The 19472-nt window shown below is 67.0% G+C and carries 20 protein-coding genes and 1 riboswitch; of the genes, 2 read left to right on the top strand and 18 right to left on the bottom strand.

Going from position 1 to position 19472, the window contains the following annotated elements; all coding sequences use genetic code 11:
* Positions 1 to 24 precede the first annotated feature (24 nt).
* The 4 genes from AC2FML_RS05725 to AC2FML_RS05710 all read right to left on the bottom strand — a co-directional run bounded on the left by AC2FML_RS05725 (position 25) and on the right by AC2FML_RS05710 (position 4907).
* Complete coding sequence (locus AC2FML_RS05725) at positions 25 to 1395, bottom strand: tetratricopeptide repeat protein (RefSeq protein ID WP_170599303.1); 1371 nt, start codon at positions 1393 to 1395, stop codon at positions 25 to 27.
* Between the two features lie 180 nt (positions 1396 to 1575).
* Positions 1576 to 2760 carry a CaiB/BaiF CoA transferase family protein gene (locus tag AC2FML_RS05720; protein ID WP_496782345.1) on the bottom strand — a complete coding sequence of 395 codons (1185 nt, stop codon included), beginning with the start codon at positions 2758 to 2760 and terminating at the stop codon, positions 1576 to 1578.
* A complete protein-coding gene (locus tag AC2FML_RS05715; protein WP_496782343.1) occupies positions 2747 to 4366 on the bottom strand; it encodes a thiamine pyrophosphate-binding protein in 1620 nt (539 codons plus the stop codon). Before AC2FML_RS05715 ends, AC2FML_RS05720 begins: the two co-directional genes overlap by 14 nt.
* 79 nt (positions 4367 to 4445) lie before the next feature.
* Positions 4446 to 4907 (bottom strand): DUF302 domain-containing protein, encoded by a 462-nt coding sequence (locus AC2FML_RS05710; RefSeq protein WP_170358436.1) that lies wholly within the window; start codon positions 4905 to 4907, stop codon positions 4446 to 4448.
* A 144-nt stretch (positions 4908 to 5051) separates the two neighbouring features.
* Between AC2FML_RS05710 and AC2FML_RS05705 the strand changes: the two genes are divergently transcribed.
* The gene (locus tag AC2FML_RS05705) at positions 5052 to 5396 is read left to right on the top strand and encodes a DUF1636 family protein (RefSeq protein WP_496782341.1); all 345 of its coding nucleotides are present in this window, start codon (positions 5052 to 5054) and stop codon (positions 5394 to 5396) included.
* Here AC2FML_RS05705 and AC2FML_RS05700 read toward each other — a convergent pair.
* The 9 genes from AC2FML_RS05700 to cbiE all read right to left on the bottom strand — a co-directional run bounded on the left by AC2FML_RS05700 (position 5384) and on the right by cbiE (position 12230).
* Complete coding sequence (locus AC2FML_RS05700; RefSeq protein WP_496782339.1) at positions 5384 to 5878, bottom strand: hypothetical protein; 495 nt, start codon at positions 5876 to 5878, stop codon at positions 5384 to 5386. The genes AC2FML_RS05705 and AC2FML_RS05700 overlap by 13 nt on opposite strands.
* Positions 5879 to 5942: 64 nt before the next feature.
* Complete coding sequence (locus AC2FML_RS05695; protein ID WP_496735046.1) at positions 5943 to 6641, bottom strand: CbtA family protein; 699 nt, start codon at positions 6639 to 6641, stop codon at positions 5943 to 5945.
* A gap of 4 nt (positions 6642 to 6645) precedes the next feature.
* Positions 6646 to 6816, bottom strand: a complete 171-nt coding sequence (locus tag AC2FML_RS05690; RefSeq protein WP_005981986.1) for a CbtB domain-containing protein — start codon at positions 6814 to 6816, stop codon at positions 6646 to 6648.
* A gap of 36 nt (positions 6817 to 6852) precedes the next feature.
* Positions 6853 to 7061, bottom strand: a riboswitch (cobalamin riboswitch).
* A 43-nt stretch (positions 7062 to 7104) separates the two neighbouring features.
* Entirely contained in the window at positions 7105 to 7848 is a 744-nt protein-coding gene (gene cobF / locus AC2FML_RS05685) for a precorrin-6A synthase (deacetylating) (RefSeq protein WP_496782338.1), read from the bottom strand.
* Positions 7841 to 8569 (bottom strand): uroporphyrinogen-III C-methyltransferase, encoded by a 729-nt coding sequence (gene cobA, locus AC2FML_RS05680; protein WP_170443308.1) that lies wholly within the window; start codon positions 8567 to 8569, stop codon positions 7841 to 7843. The genes cobF and cobA overlap by 8 nt, the downstream gene beginning before the upstream one ends.
* A complete protein-coding gene (locus tag AC2FML_RS05675) occupies positions 8566 to 9882 on the bottom strand; it encodes a cobyrinic acid a,c-diamide synthase CobB (RefSeq protein ID WP_496782336.1) in 1317 nt (438 codons plus the stop codon). Before AC2FML_RS05675 ends, cobA begins: the two co-directional genes overlap by 4 nt.
* On the bottom strand, positions 9875 to 10669 hold the full coding sequence (cobM, locus tag AC2FML_RS05670) for a precorrin-4 C(11)-methyltransferase (protein ID WP_496782334.1): 795 nt from the start codon (positions 10667 to 10669) through the stop codon (positions 9875 to 9877). Before cobM ends, AC2FML_RS05675 begins: the two co-directional genes overlap by 8 nt.
* Positions 10666 to 11034 (bottom strand): cobalamin biosynthesis protein, encoded by a 369-nt coding sequence (locus tag AC2FML_RS05665; protein WP_496680318.1) that lies wholly within the window; start codon positions 11032 to 11034, stop codon positions 10666 to 10668. Before AC2FML_RS05665 ends, cobM begins: the two co-directional genes overlap by 4 nt.
* The gene (gene cbiE, locus AC2FML_RS05660) at positions 11031 to 12230 is read right to left on the bottom strand and encodes a precorrin-6y C5,15-methyltransferase (decarboxylating) subunit CbiE (protein ID WP_170358451.1); all 1200 of its coding nucleotides are present in this window, start codon (positions 12228 to 12230) and stop codon (positions 11031 to 11033) included. Before cbiE ends, AC2FML_RS05665 begins: the two co-directional genes overlap by 4 nt.
* Between cbiE and AC2FML_RS05655 the strand changes: the two genes are divergently transcribed.
* The gene (locus AC2FML_RS05655) at positions 12229 to 12978 is read left to right on the top strand and encodes a cobalt-precorrin-6A reductase (RefSeq protein WP_496782332.1); all 750 of its coding nucleotides are present in this window, start codon (positions 12229 to 12231) and stop codon (positions 12976 to 12978) included. The genes cbiE and AC2FML_RS05655 overlap by 2 nt on opposite strands.
* Here AC2FML_RS05655 and cobJ read toward each other — a convergent pair.
* From cobJ to cobN, 5 genes are read right to left on the bottom strand one after another with little or no spacing between them, the layout of a single operon-like run.
* Positions 12951 to 13703 carry a precorrin-3B C(17)-methyltransferase gene (cobJ, locus tag AC2FML_RS05650; RefSeq protein WP_496782330.1) on the bottom strand — a complete coding sequence of 251 codons (753 nt, stop codon included), beginning with the start codon at positions 13701 to 13703 and terminating at the stop codon, positions 12951 to 12953. The genes AC2FML_RS05655 and cobJ overlap by 28 nt on opposite strands.
* Positions 13700 to 14428, bottom strand: coding sequence for a precorrin-2 C(20)-methyltransferase (locus AC2FML_RS05645; protein WP_496782329.1), 729 nt, complete (start codon positions 14426 to 14428; stop codon positions 13700 to 13702). Before AC2FML_RS05645 ends, cobJ begins: the two co-directional genes overlap by 4 nt.
* On the bottom strand, positions 14425 to 15054 hold the full coding sequence (locus AC2FML_RS05640; RefSeq protein WP_170366531.1) for a precorrin-8X methylmutase: 630 nt from the start codon (positions 15052 to 15054) through the stop codon (positions 14425 to 14427). Before AC2FML_RS05640 ends, AC2FML_RS05645 begins: the two co-directional genes overlap by 4 nt.
* The gene (gene cobG, locus AC2FML_RS05635; protein ID WP_496782328.1) at positions 15054 to 16181 is read right to left on the bottom strand and encodes a precorrin-3B synthase; all 1128 of its coding nucleotides are present in this window, start codon (positions 16179 to 16181) and stop codon (positions 15054 to 15056) included. The genes AC2FML_RS05640 and cobG overlap by 1 nt, the downstream gene beginning before the upstream one ends.
* Entirely contained in the window at positions 16178 to 19471 is a 3294-nt protein-coding gene (gene cobN, locus AC2FML_RS05630; RefSeq protein ID WP_496782326.1) for a cobaltochelatase subunit CobN, read from the bottom strand. Before cobN ends, cobG begins: the two co-directional genes overlap by 4 nt.
* Position 19472: the final 1 nt, after the last annotated feature.

Raw genomic sequence — 19472 nt, 5'->3', positions numbered from 1 at the left:
TCTCTGTCCTTTGTGGTCGTCTTGTTATTCAGCCGGTACGCTTTGCACACCGGATTGGTCGCGGGCCGAACTGATTAGAGCGCGGCGCGCGAGGGCGTAATTGTCTTCGGTGCCGGACCGTTTGGCCTTGCGGTCGTCCAAAATGCGCTCGACATCATCGAGGCGTCCGGCACGCAGGCCGGAATCGATTGTAATGCGTTCAAAAACATCCCTCTGGGCGTGACTGCCGCCGGCCAATTGCATCGAATTTCGCGCATTTGCAAGATGCTCGAAGGCTTGGAGATAATCGCCTTTTCCAAATGCCTCAAGGCCAATGGCGGCGGCCAAGCCCGGGTCGGCCATGCGACGTGCCGTGTCGGTTGCGGGCTGTTGGGAGTCCTTGTGAATGCGGGCCAATAACTTGGCGGTCGAGTCGGGCCTGTTGTCACCAGTCAGTGCCAGAAGGTAATGCAAATCGGCGAAAATCAGACAGCCGTCTTCGGTGCGGGCGGCGCTCAGGTCGGCCAGTTCTTCCCATCGGGTGCCAATGTCCACCCCTTCAAGCTCGAGCCGCGACAACAGCGAGGTCGCATTCGAAATATCGCGATAGTCATCTGTCTTGTCCTGGCGAATCTCGTGGTCGTACAGATCAAGCACCTGGTCGATCTGACCCAGATCCAGATGCATCAACGCTTTGTGCCACCACACATGATACCGGAAGTTGTTGCAGTGGGACCAGGCAGCCTCGCGCCCGGCCAGCCAGTCCAGACCGGATTGCGCATTGCCCGTCATTTCGTGCACGTGGGCGACTGCGTGTAGGCCCCACGCATCGTCCGAGACCATCCACAGAGCCTGCCGCCCTGCGATCTCGGCCTTTTCATAGGCACCGGTTTCTTCCAACGCAAACGAATGGCACCCAAGCAGGTATCCACGACCGGGGTGATCGGGCGCATAGGCTGGCAGAACCCGTTCGATCGAGCGTCGCATTCCTGCGGAGTCACCCAACACGAAACGGGTCGCGTGGCTGAGTTTCATTGCCAGCGTGTCCTCGGGGTGAGTGCGCAGAATTGCCTCGAAGATTTGCACGGCGCGGGTGGGCTGGCCTGCCAGCCAGTGATCCAGGGCCTCAAGATACAATGTCTCGCGGGCCGAAATCGGCTGCTCAGCGGCCGCATTCTTTGCGGCGGCGGCGGCCTGATGGGCGACCTCCATCATTTCCCTGCGACCCAACAGAACCATGAACAGCCCCTTGATGGCATGTCCAAGCGCAAAGCCCGGTTCAAGCTCAAGCACCTTGCCCAGATGCTGAGGTGTGACCGCTGCGTGAGCCATGAAGCCAAGCAGAACACCATTCCACGCTTCGGCGCTGTCCGGGTGGGTCAGGGTGTTCATCTGTCCGAAAACATCTTGCTGCATGCTTGGGTCCAATCTGGTTGCAAAAACTCACACTCTTGGACTTAGCAGAGTGTGCAGACGGGACGTAACAGTATCGGGCCTGCTCTCGAATTGGTGAAAGCTTGTGTTCGCAAAAAGCGAAAAAAATCGCCGATTCAATGACATGTTTCAGCGACTTGCCGCCGAAAAAGGCAGAGTGTTTCAATCCTCGAAGGGGTTTTCCGCGTTCAGAACCGCTTGCGTGTCAGCGCCGAACTCGGGCGGAGCAGAGCGGTAGGTCACCGGGCTGCGGGACAACTTCAATGGATTCCCGATCAGACGCACCTGGCCGGGCCGGGCTGGCATATCCACTTGCATCCCCCGCGCCGCCACTTGGTCCGAGGCAAAGACCTGATCCAGCGTCTGAACCGGGCCGACCGGCACTTTCAGCGCCTCCAGGCCGTCGATGACGGCCTTGGTTTCCAGCCGCTGCAGCGCGGGCCGCAGAACGGCGTTCAATGCATCGCGGTGTTCCAGCCGAGCCGGGTTGGTGGCGAACCGCGCGTCGTCGGGCAGGTGGCTCAACTCCAGAAAACCGCAGAAGCGCCGGAACTGGCTGTCATTTCCCACGGCCAGAATGACGTGTCCATCGGCGGTTTCATAAACATCGTAGGGCACGATGTTGGGGTGCCCATTCCCGCGCCGCTGTGGAACCTGGCCCGAGGTCAGATAGTTCACGCCCTCGTTGATCAGCCATGCAATCTGGCTGTCGACCAGCGCGATGTCGATCTGCTGACCTTCGCCGGTCTGGTCCCGGTGGCGCAGCGCCGCCAGAATGCCGACGGTCGCGTACATGCCGCACATCACGTCGGCGATGCCCACGCCCACTTTCATAGGGGCTCCGTCCGGTTCGCCCGTCAGCGACATGATCCCGCCATAGCCCTGCGCCATCAGGTCATAGCCCGGCTTGGCCGCGTTCGGGCCGGTCTGGCCGTAGCCCGAGATCGAACAGTAGATCAGCCCCGGAAAGTCCCGCGAGAGGGTTTCATGGTCCAGCCCGTATTTGGCCAGCCCGCCGGGTTTGAAATTCTCGATGAGGATGTCGGCGCGGGAAGCCAGCCGCCGGATCTGTGCCTGCCCCTCTGGCGTTGCGATGTCGATGGCGACGGATTTCTTGTTGCGGTTCGCGGCCATGAAATAGGCGCTCAGATCGGTCGGGTTGCCATCCGCGTCGGTGACATAGGGCGGCCCCCATTGGCGGGTGTCATCGCCCCCGGTGGCCGGGTTTTCCACCTTGATCACGCTGGCTCCCAGATCGCCCAGCAGCTGCGTGCAGGTCGGCCCGGCCAGAATGCGTGACAGATCCAGAACCTTGACGCCCTTCAGCGGCCCGTCAGATGCGGCCATCATAGCCTCCGCGGTCGATCTCGGCGGCGATTACGGTGAACGTGTCGGCGGCCATCGCGGCCTGCAGCGCCGCGCGCAGTTCGGCGCGGTTGCGCACGGTGTGGCCGTTGCCGCCGAACGCCTGGCCCATCGCGGCATAGTCATGCCGGTCGAAATCGACGCCCCGATTGCCCATCTGGCGCTGGCGCTGTTTCAGCTCGATCAGTGCCAGGCTGGCATCGACAAAAACCAGAAAGATCGGGTTTCCGCCCATTTCCGCGGCGGTCGACAACTCACCGGCGACCATCAGGAATCCGGCATCGCCGGAAAAGCTGATGACCGTGCGGTCGGGTTCGGCCAGTTTCAGGCCGATCGCCATCGGAACGGCGCACCCCATCGTACACAGCGCCGACGACTGGATCAGGCCGCGCGCCTCGGAGCATTGCCACATCTGGCTGAGAAGGATGCGGTGCGCGCCGCTGTCGGCGGTGGCCAGTGTTTCGGGGGGCAGGGTGTCGCGGGCCTCGGCGATCACGGCGGCGGGGCCCCAGTCGTCATCGGTCGGAAAGGCCGACGCCAAGGCGGCCTTGACCTGCGCTGGTTGGCCTTGGGGCCAGGTCGGTCGGGCGGGGTTGCCCTTGGCGATCGCCTCGAGCGTGGCGCCGGTATCGGCCACCAGGTTCAGCCCTGCCTGGTGCATGTAGTGGTCATTCACCACGGCCGAGATGTCGATCACGCGTTTTTCGTCCGGGTCCCAGATCTCGCGCCAGCCGGGGCGCATTTCGATCGGGTCGTAGCCCAGGCACAGGATCAGGTCGGCCTGTTCGACCAACGGTACAAGCTGGGTGTCGGCAAGGGGCGACAGGCCCGCGCCACCCAGGCACAGCGAGTGATCCTCGGGCACCACGCCCTTGGCCTTGTACGTCGTGACGAACGGGATGCCGAAATGTTCCAGAAACGCCCGCACCACGCTGCGCGAGTCGTCATACAGCACGTCCAGCCCGATGATCGCCAGCGGACGCTCGGCCTCGGCCACCCAGCGGCGGGCCTTCTCCATGCATGTGCCCTCGGGCGCGACGCGGGCGGCCCGGGTCAGCCGTCGGCGCTTGGCGATAGACACCCGGGTATCGGCGACCGAGATCGGTACGTCGATATGCACCGGCCCCGGTCGCGCCTGCGTGGCCAGCGACACGGCCTTGTCGGCGATGATGTCGGCGCCCTTGGCCGTCAGGGTGAACGTACCCTTGGTGATCGAGCGATAGACCTGCGCATGATCCATGACCTGATGGGTGTAAGTCAGCGCCTCGTCGGCATCGACGCAGCCGGTCAGCACGATCATCGGTACCCGATCCTGCAGCGCGTTGGCCACGACATTGATGCCGTTCATGGCCCCAGGACCCAGGGTCGCCACCAGAACCGCCGGCGCGCCGTCGCGGTGGTGCACCGCCTCGGCCATGAAACCGGCCGAGTTTTCGTGCTTGGTCAGGTGAAAGGTGATCCCGGCCTGTTCCAGCGCATCGACCAGGGTCAACACCTCGCCACCGGGCATGCCGAATGCGTGGCGGCACCCGGCCTCGTACAGCCGTTGCGCCAGAAGGTCCGCAGCGCGGGGGGACAGGTCCTGCATCGAACAAGCTCCGTAAGTTCCGTTGCGCAGCAGATTGCGGAGGTTCCGGGCCGGTGCAAGCCGCATCACGTCAGTGTGACTATTTGACAGCCATCTGGGCGATGGCGGCGAATTTGGCGTCCAACTCTGCGGCAATCGCGGGCAAGGCGTCGGAGCCACCGTTGTAGGGGGCAAAGACCAAAGTGGGCGTTTTGTAGGACAGCGTCGCGGTCCCGTCCTCGTTTTCCGTGACGTACAGGCGGATCGGCGCCTCGATCATCGCGGGCACCGATTGTTCCAGAACCCGCACCGCATAGTCGTTGTTGAAGACGCCGATCACCCGATTGCCCGGAATGGTGATGCCGCGCGCGGCGGCGGCCTTGGTGGGCCCGGCCTGCGTTACCACGATCAGACCGTTTGCCTTGACCGCTGCGATCGTGTCGGCCACCAGCGCGTCATGGGTCTTGGTCGTCGGGTGGACGGCCCAACCCGGCCGTGGTTCGATATCGGCAGCAAGCGCGGGCAGCGCCAGCAGGCCGAGGAAAAACATAAGACGTTTCATCACGGGCTCTCCAGGTCGTGGTTGGCCCAAGTCTTCCCGAATTCCCGCGTGCGTACAGTCACAATATCGTGGGCGGCGGGCTTGCGCCGGGGGTGCGAAACCCGCACAAGCGACAGTGTGAAACGGAAAAGGCAGGCGAGTGGCATGCGTGTTTTGATCTGCAGCAGCTGCGCGGGCGAGCGCGACTTGCCGGCCGAGCGTCAGGCCGTATCGGACGCCCTGCGCGCTGCGGGCGTGGACGGGCAGGTCGAGATCGCCGAGCACGCCTGTTTCAGCGGTTGCAATGAGCCGACCGTGGTGGCGATGCAGGGGGAAAGCCTGGCGTCCCACGTGTTTTCGGGGATCGATCCGGTTGCCGATGCCGATGACATTGCGGCGACCTGCCGGACCATTCTGAACAGCCCGAATGGCTGGATCGAAGACGCCCGGCCGTGCGGGCGGCTTCGCTTGTGTCTGCGGGCGCGGATCCCCGCGTTTCAGTCCACCTGAACCGTGACCGAGGCGCTGACCGGCACCCCATCCACGGCCAGCGGGCTGTGGCTGTTGGCGTTCAGCGAGACCTCGATGGTAGTGTCGCCCTTGGGCAGGTCCGAAATGTGCATCCAGTTGCCATAAAGCCGGGCCAGCTTGACGCCGTTTACATAGACATGCGCATGGCCTTCGCCGGGCTTGTTGTCCAGCGAGGCGTTCTCCGGCGAGAAGCGGAAGTTTTTTGGCATCACATGCAGGTTCCAACCCGCCATCGGGTCGGGGGAGACGGCGATCTCCAGCCCCAGCGCGTCCGGTCCGGCGGGCAGGTTGATGGCGGCGCTGTGGTCATGGGCCTTGGCCTCGGCGTGATGGCCGCCATGTTGGGCGGGGTCGGAATGGTCGTGGCCATCGAAGGTGACGCCGTTGGCCGCGGCCAGCACGAACCCGGCACCCCCACCAAAGACCAGACCGATCGCGAAAAGAGCAAGCGAGCGTGTCATCATGTTTCCTTGAAAAGCAAATGACCCGCCGGTTGGGCGCCGGCGGGTCGTGGGATTTCGGAGATCAGGCCGCGGCTTCGACGCGCTTGCCCTCGCTTTGCCAGAAATACCCGGCAAACGAACCCAGCAGCACCCAGGCCACAAGGCCGACGCCAAAGGCGCGTGCTGCGAACAGGGCCCCGATCTCGGTCGGAACCGGCCCGGTGAACACGTCGGGTTCCGGCGCGCCGATCAGGTGCGGGGCCATCAACAGCACGGCCGCAACCAGATAGCTGACGATGTTGCCACCAAAGGCGATCAGCCACATGGCCACACCAGCAGCCGCGACGGTTGCCCACCACCAGATCTGCCGCGCGAACACGTCGGCTGCGGCAACACCCGGAACCTCGGGGGCCAGGGTGAAGCCCGGCGCCAGGTGAAAGGCGATGAAACCGGCCAGGCCCCACAGCACGCCCGTGCGCCCGTCAACAGGGTGGCCTTGCGCATCGGCCAGCGACATCAGGGCGACCAGAACCAGCGCATAGCCGGTATAGGTCAGCATGGTGAACACCACGCTCAGCCCGTCGCGGGTCAGGTCCGAGAACATGCCCGGCAGTTCGGGATGGGCCGAGACGGCTTCGGCTCCGAAATGCACCAGCTCTCCGGATTCATAGAGTTCAGCATGCAGCAACACGGGCTGCACGAATACCAACTGCAGCAGGGCGACGATCAACCCGGCTGCAGCACCAGCGAACAACGCGCTGGTCAGAATGCGACTGAACATTGGTTTAGTGGCAGGGGAAGCCGGTTGCGTGGCGCACGTCATGCGCGGCGTCATGCAGCGCCGATGCCTGAACGTGACCAGCCAAGGTGATGATCCCCAGGCCTAGGGCTGCCGCGAACACTGCCGAAAGAATGCCAGCGCGTGCCGTTGATGCGGTTTGCGTTTGTGTCGTCATTTTCTGTCCTCCTGTGCCGCCGCACCCGACGGCCGGTGTTTCATTGTTCGCCTGGCAGGTCTCCTGGCTTGCGGGTCAGCGCCTCTGTTCGCCTTCCCCCCGAACGGATCGGGAGTGGCTGGTTGAACAGGGCTCACCGCTTACAGTCGCGGGGGCGGCTTCGGATTTGACCTGCGCGCAGGCCGCACCAAATTCCCTCTTAGCATCCGGATGTCTCCGGCAGGACCAGACCCGTCCATTTAGACGTGAATGCCGCTGTGGCGCAATCGCCATTTGCGACCTTTCGCGTCAATTCCCGCGCTTTTTCAGAACATAGATATCCATGATCCACCCGTGCCAGGCGCGGGCCTCGGTGCGGGTGCGCAGGATCTCATCGGCCACATCGGCCAGCAGACCTTTGATCAGGATCTGCTCGGGCATACCCACGTAAGCCCCCCACCAGATGTCAAAATCGGCCATGTCCAGCATCTGGAACGAACATTCGCCATCCAGCATCACCGCAACCGTATCGGCGTCGCTGGGCCAGCCCTCGTCGCGGATGCGCCGGCCGGTGGTGACCAGATAAGGCGCGCCGATCTCGTTGATTGGCATGGCATGGGCCGCCGTCAGCGCCTGCAGCGCCGTGATGCCGGGTATCACCGTGGTGTTCGGCTGCGGGTCCAGCCGCGCCGCGATTCGCAGCGAACTGTCATAGAGCGACGGGTCGCCCCAGATCAGCAGGGCGACGGTGCGCGCCTTGGGGTGCCGGGCCATCGCCTCCTGCCAGCGCAGGCCGATCGCGTCGTGCCATTCATCCACGCCGCGCAGGTAGCCATCTTGCGACCGGCGCTCGGGGATGTCGAAATAGGCGATTTGGGGCGGTGTGCCGGTGACCTTGCGGATGATTTCCTCGCGCACGCCGGCCAGATCGGCCTTGTTGGCGCCCTTGCGCGGGATCAGGATCAGATCGGCCGCGCGGATCGCCTGCGCGCCCTGAAAGGTCACGTGGTCCGGGTTGCCGGTGCCGATCCCGATCAAGACCAGATCAATCATCGTCGAACTCCGCCAGCGGACCATAGAGGATCAGCGCTGGCGCGGTGCCGATCTCGGAACCCAGGCGCTCGGCCAAGGCACCGACGGTGGACCGGTGCAGCGACTGCTCAGGCGTCGAGACCGACTCGGCCATCAGCGCGGGGGTATCCAGCGGCAGCCCATGCGCGTGCAGCGCGCCGGCTAGCAGGGGAAAGGTGCGCTTGCCCATGAACACCACCGTCGTCGCACCCGGGTCGGCCAGCGCGGGCAGGTTCAAGTCCTCGGGAAGCTTCCCGCTGACATCGTGGCCGGTGACGAACTGCACGCGCCGCGCGGTCAGCCGCCGGGTCAGCGGGATGCCTGCCGCGGCAGCCGCGGCAATGGCTGAGGGGATGCCCGGAATGATCTCGTAGGCGACCCCGGCAGCGCGCAGGGCCACCAGTTCCTCCTCTAGCCGTCCGAACAGGCCGCCATCGCCCGATTTCAGCCGCACGATCCGCTGGCCGGTCTGGGCGTACTCGACCAGCAGGCGGCTGACATGGTCCTGCTTGGGCGAGGGCCGCCCGGCGCGCTTGCCCACGCCCACAAGGTCGGCCTCCTTGCGCGCATGGCTCAGGATCGGCCCGCTGCTGAGATCGTCGAACAGTACCGCATCGGCCTTTTGCAGCCGGTCCACGGCCTTGAGGGTCAACAATTCCGGGTCGCCGGGACCGGACCCGATGAAGGAAACGAAACCGCTCATGCGCTGGCCTCTGCGATCAGATGGAAGAACGTACCGGTGACATGTCCGCGGCGCGATCCGGTCTGCGGACCTTCGGCGCCTTCGGCGTCAAAAACCCGTGCCAAGGGCACGTCGGGCTGCTCGACGATCGAGGAATAGTGGAACTCGTGCCCCCGCAGCGCGGTCCCGGCCGAGAACCCGGGCATGTCGGCCAGCAACTCGGCCCGGCGATAGCCCAGGTTGAACTTGCGCTTCTCGTACGAGGTGACCAGACCCAGCAGCCCGGCCATCCGGTGGCGGGTGCCATCCTTGTCGATCAGCCCTTCGCCCAGGGCCATGTAGCCGCCGCATTCGCCATGCACGGGCCGCGTTTCGGCATGATTGCGCAGGCCGGTCAGGAACCGGTCTGCCGCAGCCAGGGTTCCGGCGTGCAGTTCGGGGTACCCGCCGGGCAACCAGACCAGATCGGCATCCGGGGCCGGCGCCTCGTCCGCCAGCGGAGAGAACGGCAGAATCTCGGCCCCGGCCGCCCGCCAGCCTTCCAGAAGATGCGGATAGGTAAAGGAAAACGCCGCGTCCCGGGCCAGTGCGATCCGTTGCGCCGGAGGGCGCGGCAGCGCGGCCGACGACGGCCCCGCGGGGCCCGAGGAGACCGCCCTCTTGATCGCCTCCAGATCCACATGCGCGCGCAGAAAGGCCGCGTAGCCGGCAATCGCGCTTTCCAGATCGGGGTGCTCGACCGCCTGGATCAGGCCCAGATGCCGCTCGGGCAGGGTCAGGTCGCCGCGTCGGGGCAAAACGCCCAGAACCGGCAGGCCCGCACGCTCCATCCCCAGACGGGTCAGGCGTTCGTGGCGCGCGCTGGCGCAGCGGTTCAGAATCACACCGGCAAAGGGCAGGTCGGGGTTGTACATCCGGAACCCCAGCGCCGTGGCCGCAGCCGATTGCGCCTGACCGCCCACATCCAGCACCAGAACCACGGGCCAACCCATGCGCAGCGCGGTCTCGGCGCTGGACCCGTGGCCCAGCTCTCCCGGCTTGGCGACCCCGTCGAACAGGCCCATCGACCCTTCGGCCACCACGATGTCGGCGCCTTTGGCCTGCGCCGAAATCGCGCCCAGTAACGGCGCGCCCATCGCCCAGCTGTCCAGGTTGAACGAGGCCCGCCCTGCCGCCGCCCGGTGAAAGGCCGGGTCGATGTAATCCGGCCCGCTCTTAAAGGGCTGAACGGTCAGCCCGTCCTCGGCCAGCGCGCGCAGCAGGCCCAGCATCACCGTGGTCTTGCCCGTCCCCGATGATGGGGCCGAGATCAGCAGTCCGGGCGGGTTAGTCATCGCCGTGACTCCAGCTCGACCACGGGCTGTCGGCGCTTTGCGGACGATAGCGACGGTCATAGGTCTTTGAATACAGACAACTTTCGTCGAAGCCTTCGCCCGCCAGCGCCGGTCCGACCAGGATCAGCGCGGTGCGCGAGATGCTCTCGTCCAGCGAGTCCTTCAACGTGCCCAGCGTGGCGCGGATGATCCGCTCGTCAGGCCAGCTTGCGCGGTACACCACGGCCACCGGGCAATCGGCGCCATAGGCGGGAGTCAGGTCGGCCATCACCTTGTCCAGGTTGCCGATCGACAGGTGAATGGCCAGCGTCGCGCCGGTGCGGGCGAAGTTGGTCAGCGTTTCACCCTCGGGCATGGACGAGGCGCGCCCCGGCGTCCGCGTCAGCACCACCGATTGCGCTAGCCCGGGCAGGGTCAGTTCGGTGCCCAAAGCGGCTGCCGCGGCGGCAAAGGACGGAACGCCGGGGGTCACGCTGACTGGAATGCCCATCTGTTTCAGGCGCCGGATCTGTTCGCCCATCGCCGACCAGACCGACAGGTCGCCCGAATGCAGCCGGGCCACGTCCTGACCGGCGTCATGGGCGGCTTGAATTTCGGCCATGATCTGATCCAGATCCATCGGCGCGGTATTCACGATCCGGGCGCCTTCGGGGCAGTGCGCCAGGATCTCCTCGGGTACCAGCGATCCGGCATACAGGCACACCGGGCAAGCGGCGATGATGTCGCGTCCACGCAGGGTCAGAAGGTCGGCGGCGCCCGGTCCGGCGCCGATGAAATGAACGGTCATGTCTGTCCTCCGATGGCGACCGCGCAGGTGGCAAGCCGGTCGTCCGAGATCTGTCGGGGTGAAAGCAGCCGCGCGCCCGGTCCGGCGGCGGCAAGGGCGGATGCTTCGGCCACGCTGCCGGTGCCATGGCTGGCGCGGCTGCGGGGCGAGCAGGTGAGCGTGCGTTGCCCGGCCAGATCGGCCGGGTCCGCGAAATGCAGGGGCAGGGCGCAGGCGGCGGCAAATTCGGCCAGCGCCGGATGGCCTGCCTTGTCGGCGGCGGTGGCCAGCGCGTCCACCGCGTGCCCGGCGGTGGCGCGGTCGAACGCGGCCCGCAGGCTGGCGCAGGTCGCGGTGGACGAAAATCCAAGCCCGGCCACGATCATAGGGTCACGCTCCACTGAACGACCGGATAGGCCGATTTCCAACCGCGCCGGGGGCCGAGGTCGCCGGCTTGCGCCAGCTCGATCCGCAGCAAGTCTCCGCCCAGCTTGGCATGCCATTGGCTCAGCACCGCTTCGCTTTCCAGCGTCACGGCGTTGGCGACCAGCCGGGTGCCCGAGGGCAGGTTGGCCGCAAGCCAGCCCAGCAGCGCGTCGCTCAGCCCACCGCCGATGAACACCACGTCGGGCAAGGGCAGGCCGTCCAACGCATCGGGTGCCCGGCCGTGGATGACTTGCAACCGATCCTGTCCCAGCGCGTCGGCATTGGCGCGGATTCGCGCGGCGCGGTCTGCGCGCGGCTCGATCGTGGTGGCCGTCAGGGACGGGTCGCACATCAGCCATTCGATGCCGATCGATCCGCTGCCGCCGCCGATGTCCCACAGATGCTCGCCCCGCGCAGGCGCCAGCGCCGACAGTGTCAGCGCGCGCACCGGCCGTTTGGTGATCTGCCCATCGGTTTCGAAAATCTCGTCGGGTTTGCCAGAGGCCAAGGGCAGCTCACGCCCGTCGCCCGAAACCTCGAGCGCAACGCAGACCGGATGCTCGAAAGCGCCCAGCAGGGCTTCGGTCAGGGACATGCTGCGCGCGCGTTCCCGAGGGCCGCCGAGGGCCTCCATCACGTGCAGGGTCGTGTCGCCGAACCCGGTCTCGGTCAGATAGCGGGCCAGCTCGGCCACCGCGGCCCCGTCGCGCAGCAGGATGATGGCGCGCAGGCCGCGTGACAGATGCGGACGCAGGCGGGTCAGAGGGGCAGCGTGCAGGCCGAAGGTGGCAGTGCTTTCCAACGGCCAGCCCAACCGCGCGGCTGCCAGCGAGAAGGTCGACTGGCCCGGCCGTGCCGCCCACTCCCAAGGGGCGAAATTGCGCGCGATCACCGATCCGGCGCCAAACCAGAACGGATCGCCCGAGGCCAGCACCACCGTGCGCCGGCCCTTAAGCCCCTGCAGGATGGGTAGCCCGTCGGCGAACGGCACCGGCCATGCGATGCGTTCGGCTCCGGTTTCGGGAACCAGCGATAGGTGCCGGGGCGGGCCCATGATGACCTCGGCGCGCTCCAGCTCTTGACGGCTTGCGGCGGACAGGCCATCCAGTCCATCCTCGCCCAGGCCCAGAATGGTCAGCCACGGAGTTTCAGACATGCCCAACCTCCTGATCCTTGGCGGCACGACCGAGGCCAACGCATTGGCCCGCGCCGTGGCGGATTTGGGTGTGGCGGCAACCTATTCCTATGCGGGCCGGGTCGACAACCCGCGGCCGCAACCGCTGCCTACGCGCGTGGGTGGCTTTGGCGGGCCCGAGGGTCTGGCGCGTCACATCCGAGACACCGGCGTGACCCATGTGATGGACGCCACCCATCCCTTTGCCGCGCAGATGAGCCGCAATACCATCGCCGCCTGTCAGCAGACGCAGACGCCGCTGGCCGCGTTGACCCGCCCGGAATGGACGGCCGGGCCCGGCGACCGGTGGCAACACGTGCCCGACATTGCCGACGCCGTCGCCGCGCTGGCTGGGCCGCCGCGTCGGGTGTTCCTTGCGGTGGGGCGCATGCATCTCGAGGATTTCGCGGCGCAGCCCCAGCACCACTATCTTCTGCGGCTGGTCGATGAACCCGGTCCGCTGCCCTTCGCTGATTGCGAGGTCGTCGTGTCGCGGGGGCCGTTCACCATTGAAGACGACACGGTGCTGATGCGCCGGCACCGGACCGAACTGGTGGTGTCCAAGAACGCCGGCGGCACCGGCGCGCGCGCCAAGCTGGACGCCGCGCGAGCGTTGGGCATCCCGGTGCTGATGATCGACCGGCCCAGGCTGCCCCGCCGGGTCGAGTTGACAAGCGTGCCGCAGGTTCTGGACTGGTTGACTCATTCCGGCGTGGACCTTGGCGTATAGACGATGGGGCCGATCGGCCGCTCGATGACGCGGGTCAGCGACGAGCCGACGATCACCACCGTCTGCATGTCGGCCATCTCGGGCGTTGCCTCGGCCAGGGTCGCGATGCGGATCGCCTCGTCCGAGCGCGATACGGCGCGGGCGAACAGGATCAGGCGCTCGGGTTCGCATTCCTGTCGCAGGATTTCCAGCGTCTTTACAAAACCTTCGGGCCGCGACTTAGAGCGCGGATTGTAGAAGGCCATCGCGAAATCGGCCTGCGCGGCCAGCCGCAGGCGTTTCTCGATTACGGCCCATGGCTTGAGGTTGTCGCTGAGGTTGATGGCGCAGAAATCATGGCCCAGCGGCGCGCCCGCCCGGGCCGCGGCGGCCAGCATGGCGGTGATGCCGGGTAGAACCTCGACAGGGATCTCGCGCCATGTGTCCGGGCCGTTTTCCAGCGCCTCGAATACGGCGGCGGCCATGGCAAAAACGCCCGGATCGCCCGACGAGACCACGACCACCCGCTTGCCCTCGGCCGCCATGCGCAGCGCGTGCTGCGAGCGGTCGATCTCGACCCGGTTGTCGCTGGCGTGCAGGGCCAGGCCCGGCCGTTCGGCCACCCGCGCAACGTAGGGGATGTAACCCACCACATCGGTCGCCTCGGCCAGGGCGGCGGTCACCTCGGGGGTCACCAGCGCCTCGTTTCCGGGGCCAAGCCCGGCGATCTTGACCCAGCCGCTCATGGCCGCCGCCCCTGTCCGTGCACGATGATGATCGAGAAATAGGGCGTGACCTCGGTGCAGGCGTCGCTCAGCTTGCGGACGGTCTGGTTGGGCATCTGCGCGTATTCCACGATCCAGGCCCGGTCGAACAGGCCCGCCGTTTTCAGCGCGCGCTTCACCTTGTCGATGTTGCGGCCGATCTTCATCACCACCAGCGCGTCGGTGCGCGCCATGCGGTCGGCCAGAACCTCTTCGGGCAGGGTGCCCATCAGCACCGTGAGGATGTCGTCGCCCCAAGTGATCGGATCGCCCGAGGCGGTCCACGCGCCCGACATGCCGGTGATCGCCGGCACCACCTCAACGGGCACCACGTCGCGCAGGCGACTGTAGAGATGCATGAACGAGCCGTAGAAGAACGGATCTCCCTCGCACAGCACCACCACGTCCTCGCCCTGATCGGCCAGCTCTTTCAAGCGCGCGGTGCAGCGTTCGTAGAACTCGGCCAGCAGTGCGTTGTAGCGCGGATCGGTGACCGGGATCTCGGTCGTGACCGGGTATTCCATGGGAAACTCGACCGCATCGTCGCGGATCATCCCGTTCACGATCTTGCGCGCCTGCCCGGTGCGGCCGGGCTTGCGGAAATAGGCCACGTGTTTCGCGCCGCGCAACAGGCGGTCGGCCCGGACGGTCATCAAATCGGGGTCGCCTGGGCCGAGGCCCACGCCATAGATCGTGCCCATGCTCATTCCGCCCGGCTTGCGATGGCGTTGATCGCGGCAACGGTGATGGCGCTGCCGCCCAAGCGGCCCTTGACGATGCAGCTGGGCACCGGCTGGGCCTCCCACAGGGCGTCCTTGGATTCGACCGCGCCGACAAAGCCCACGGGGCAGCCGATGATTGCGGCGGGGCGGGGGCAGTCGGGGTCCTCGAGCATGTTCAGCAGGTGAAACAGCGCCGTGGGCGCGTTGCCGATGGCCACCAGCGCACCCTCCAGATGCGGGCGCCACAGTTCCAGCGCGGCGGCGGATCGGGTGTTGCCCATCTTCTCGGCCAGCGCGCGCACGCGCTCGTCATGCAGGGTGCAGATGACCTGGTTGTCAGCGGGCAGGCGAAAGCGTGTGACGCCTTCGGACACCATCCGCGCGTCGCACAGGATCGGCGCGCCGTTTTCCAGCGCGGCGCGGGCGGTGCGCACGAAGCCGTCCGAGAAATGGATGAATTCTTCCAGCCCGACCATCCCGGCGGCATGGATCATGCGGACGGCGACCTGCTCTTCGTCCGGATCAAAGCGGGCCAGATCGGCCTCGGACCGGATCGTGGCGAAGGATTGCTTGTAGATCGCCGCGCCGTCGGTTTCGTATTCATAGGGCATCAGGTCAGGTCCATGGTCTTCAGTGTTTCGGGGTCCAGCCCGCGCTGGAGGGGCTCATCCCCCGCGCGGCCGTGTTTTACAAGATCAAATCGCCCGTCGCGGCCCACCAGCGTCAAGTCCGCCGCGGCCATGCGTGCGCAGCCCTTGGCGCAGCCCGAGACATGCAGGCTGCCGGACACGCGCGGAGCCAGCGCGCGGGCGATGGCGCGGGTCTCGGCCTGTGCCTGCGGGCAGAATGGCGCGCCGGGGCAGGCGTCGGTGGTCAACAGAGGGTCGGCGCCGTCCGTCACGAACCCCGGGGCGGGGATCGCCGCCCCGCCTTCCAGCAGGAACAACCGCCAGGGTGTGACGCGCAGGGCGGCGGCGCCCGAGGCCTCGACCAATGCACGCAACTCGGCGGCGGGCAGTTGCCCGAAGGCCGCGCCGTAGATTGGGCCGATTTCGCTGTTGCCGGGTTGCGGCGCCGGTGCCGTGGGGCCGGGGGCGTGGCCCTGCCATTCGTCGGGCAGAGCCTGCACCGCGATCAGGCGGGCCATGCGGCGGATGTCAGAAGTGAAGCGCTCGGAGAACCACCTGGCCAGATCGATCACGCAGTCGATCGCCGCGTCCTCGGTCACCAAGCGGCCGGTCTCGGCCCCGTCGGCGCGCAGGATCAGGCCCGCAGGTCCTCGCTCCAATCGGATATCGGCCGAGTCCCCGGCCAGCAGCCGCGCCTCGCCGGTATCCACCGCAAAGCCGAACTTGGCGGGCAGGGCGGGCAGATCACCGAGCCGGTCGATCAATGCCTGCGTCAGGCGCGCGGTCAGGTCGCCCGGTTGGTACAGCGGCGACACAAGGATGTTGCGCCGGGTCTCAAGCCCGGGCTCTGCATCCAGCAGGTTCAGCGCCGACAACTCGGCCAGCAGTGGCTGGTGATTGTCTTCGGCCACGCCGCGCAGTTGCAGGTTGGCGCGGTTGGTCAGGTCGATGGTGCCGTTACCGAACCGCAGCGCCAGATCGCACAGCCCCAGAGTCTGCGCGGCGCTTAGCCGGGCCAGACGCGGGCGCACCCGCACCACCAGCCCGTCGCCGGACATCATCGGGCGATGCGCGCCGGGGCACCAGCCCTGAACGACCGGGGCGCTCATCCCAACCCCTCCAGATCGGCGCGGATCGAGTTGCGGCGGGTGTTCCACAGCCCGGCCTCTAGCAGCGCGCGGAACCGGTCCTGCATGGCCTGATGGGCCTGCGGGTTGGCCTGCTGCAGGAACGCGTCCACCTCGGGGTTGCCCAAGGTCGCATCGTGATAGAGGTCGAACAAATGCGGGGCGACGCTGCCTGACAGATGCGCGAATGACGCCATGTGATCCAGCGTCGCGGCGATCTCGGCCGCGCCGCGAAAGCCGTGGCGCTGCATCCCGGCGATCCAGTCGGGATTGGCGGCGCGGGCGTGGACCACGCGGCTGATTTCCTCGGGCAGGGTGCGGGCGCGGGGTGTTTCTGGCCGAGTATTGTCCAAATGGTACAACTGCGCCTGCCCTCCGGTCAGCTTTTTGGCGGCGGCAAAGCCGGCCTCATGCGTGGCATAGTCGTTGGCCAGCAGCAGGTCGGTCTCGGTCAGGTCCTGCAGGTGCACGAAGCTATCGGCCTGCGCCACGCGCTGGGTTATCCCGTCGGGGTCATGGGCGATGTGCTCGCCCTCGAAGGCGAAGGCGCTGGCGTCCAGCCAGGCCTGACCGGCCTGCGCGCGCGCCGCGTCGGTATAGGTCTCGGACAGGTGGGTCATGTTCAGCCCATAGCTGCCCGGCGCCGGGCCATAGACGCGGGCGGCGGGAGCGTGGCCGGCATAGGGGTTCCAGTCGGGCGCCTCGTCGCGCTCCGACAGCGCCCGGACCGCCTGACCGAACAGCGCCGAAAGGGTCGGGAATACGTCGCGGAATAGGCCTGAGACGCGCAGGGTCACGTCCAGCCGCGGGCGTTCCAGATCGGTGATAGGCAGGACCTCGATGCCCGAGACGCGTTCGGAGCCCGGATCCCAGACCGGTTTGACGCCCAGCAGGTGCAGCGCCATGGCGAATTCCTCGCCCGCCGTGCGCATCGTGGCCGAGCCCCACAGATCGACGATCAAGCCCTTGGGGTAATCGCCTTCCTCCTGCAGGTGGCGGCGCACCAGTTCCTCGGCCAGTTTCACCCCCTGCGCATAGGCCGCGCGGGTGGGGACTGATCGCGGATCGGTGGTGAACAGGTTGCGCCCCGTGGGCAGCACGTCGGTACGCCCGCGATAGGGCGAGCCGGACGGCCCGGCCTCGATCCGCTTGCCCGCCAGCGCATCCAGCAGGGCCTGCCGTTCGGCCCGGGCCGAGGGCCCAGCGTCGAAATTGCTCGCACCCTGCGGCGCGCGGCCAAAGACATGCAGCCCGTCGCCGAACTGACTTTCCTTGATGTCGCAAACGAACCGGTCGATGCGGGTGATCGCCTCGGCGGTGCTTGTGGCCTGATCCAGCCCCAGATCGGCCTCGAGCCCGATGGCCTGCGCCTCGTCGCGGATATCGGCCTGCAGCCGGTCGCGCCGCTTGGGGTCCAGCCCGTCGGCGTTCGAGAATTCGTCTAGCAGCGATTCCAGCCGCACCATGCGGTCGGGCGTGCTGCTCTGTTTCATCGGCGGCGGGATATGGCCCAACGTGACGGCCCCGATCCGGCGCTTGGCCTGCGCGGCCTCGCCCGGGTCGTTCACGATGAACGGATAGATCACCGGCAGGTCGCCGATCAGCGCCTCGGGCCAGCACTCGGCCGACAGAGCCACCGATTTGCCCGGCAGCCATTCCAGGGTTCCGTGGGCGCCGATATGGATCAGCGCATCCGCCCCCAACCCGTGCCGCAGCCACAGGTAGAAGGCCACATAGCCATGCCGGGGCGTGCGCGACAGGTCGTGATATTCGTCGTCGCGCAGTTCCGGAGTGCCGCGTTCGGGCTGCAACGCCACCAGCGCCTTGCCGCGCCGAAGCGCGGTGAAGTGGAAGGCCCCATCGGCACAGGTCGGGTCGTCCTCGGGTGCGCCCCAGACGGTTTCCAGATCGGCGCGCAACGCCTCGGGCAGTTGCGCCAGCCCCGCGCGGTAGGCCGAGACCGGCCAGGAAATCCGGGCGTCCAGCAGGGTATCGGCAATCGGTTCGGCGGGGGCGGTGTCATAGCCGGCGCCCTGCAGGTCGGACAGGATCGCCTCGGCCGAGGCCAGCGCGTCCAGCCCCACCGCATGGGCCATCTGCCAGTTTTTGCCCGGATAGGTGGACAGGACCAGCGCGGGGACCTGTTGTGCCTTTGGTTTCTCGGCCAGGTCCACCCAAGCCATCGCCCGGTCGACGATGGCGGTGATCCGGTCGGGCTCGGGGCGGTGGGCGAAGCGGGAGTACTCAAGATGTGGGTCGCGCCTGCCCGGTTCCTTGAACGAGGCGACACCGGCCGAGATGCGCCCGTCCACTTCGGGCAGAACCACATGCATGGCCAGATCGGCAGGCGACAGGCCGCGTTCGGCCTCGGCCCAGGCATTGCGGCGCGAGGTCGCCAGCGCGACCTGGAACACCGGCACGCCGGCCACGTCCAACGGCGATGTGCCGGACGCGCCCTTGCCTGAAAACGAGGTGGCGTTGATGATCGCCGACGGTGCCATCGCGGGGATATTCTCGGCCAGCCACTCAGCCGCCGCAGGCGCCTTGAGCGAGGGCGCGAACAGCCCTACCGCCTGATGACCCCGCGCGCGGATTTCTCGGATCAGGGCCGCGACCGGCGCGGTATCGGCCGCGGTCAGGTAGGCGCGGTAGAACGTCACGATGATGCGCCGACCTTCGCCCGCGAATGCGTCCTCGGGCGCAATCACGCCGCGATCCGGGCACCACGCGCCGCAGTCGGGCAGAGTCTTGGCCCCCATCACCGGCCCGGCATAGAGCCCCGCCGCCAGCGCCATCTGCGCCAGCGCCGCCTGCGCGGCCACCTCGCCGCCGGTGTCGCACAGATGCGCCAGCCGCCGCAGGGTCGAGACCGGCAGGGTGGAATAGTCGTCCAGCCGCGTATCCTCGCGCCCGTCGGCGGGCAGCACCGCCAGCGCGATGCCCTTGGCCTGCGCCAGCGCCAGCACCTGCTGCAACCCGTAGGACCAATAGGGCATTCCGCCGATCAGCCGGATCAGGATGCCCTTGGCACCCTCCAGCGTCTGCTCGACATAGGTATCGACCGACAATGGGTGCTTCAGCGCCGTCAGGTTGGCCAGCCGCAACGAGGGCATCCGCCCCTCGGGCCCGCCGCCGCGATGCCAGCCGGCCGCGAAAGCACCCAGGTCGCTGTCCGAAAAGGACAGCACCACCAGATCCGCCGGGCTCTGGCCCAGATCGGTCGGGGTCTCGGTTTCTTCGAGCCCGTGGCTTTCGCGGAAGACGACGTGCATC

It is taken from the genome of Ruegeria sp. BHSC029 (assembly GCF_059613085.1).
This window is presented reverse-complemented; position numbering and strand designations above follow the sequence as displayed.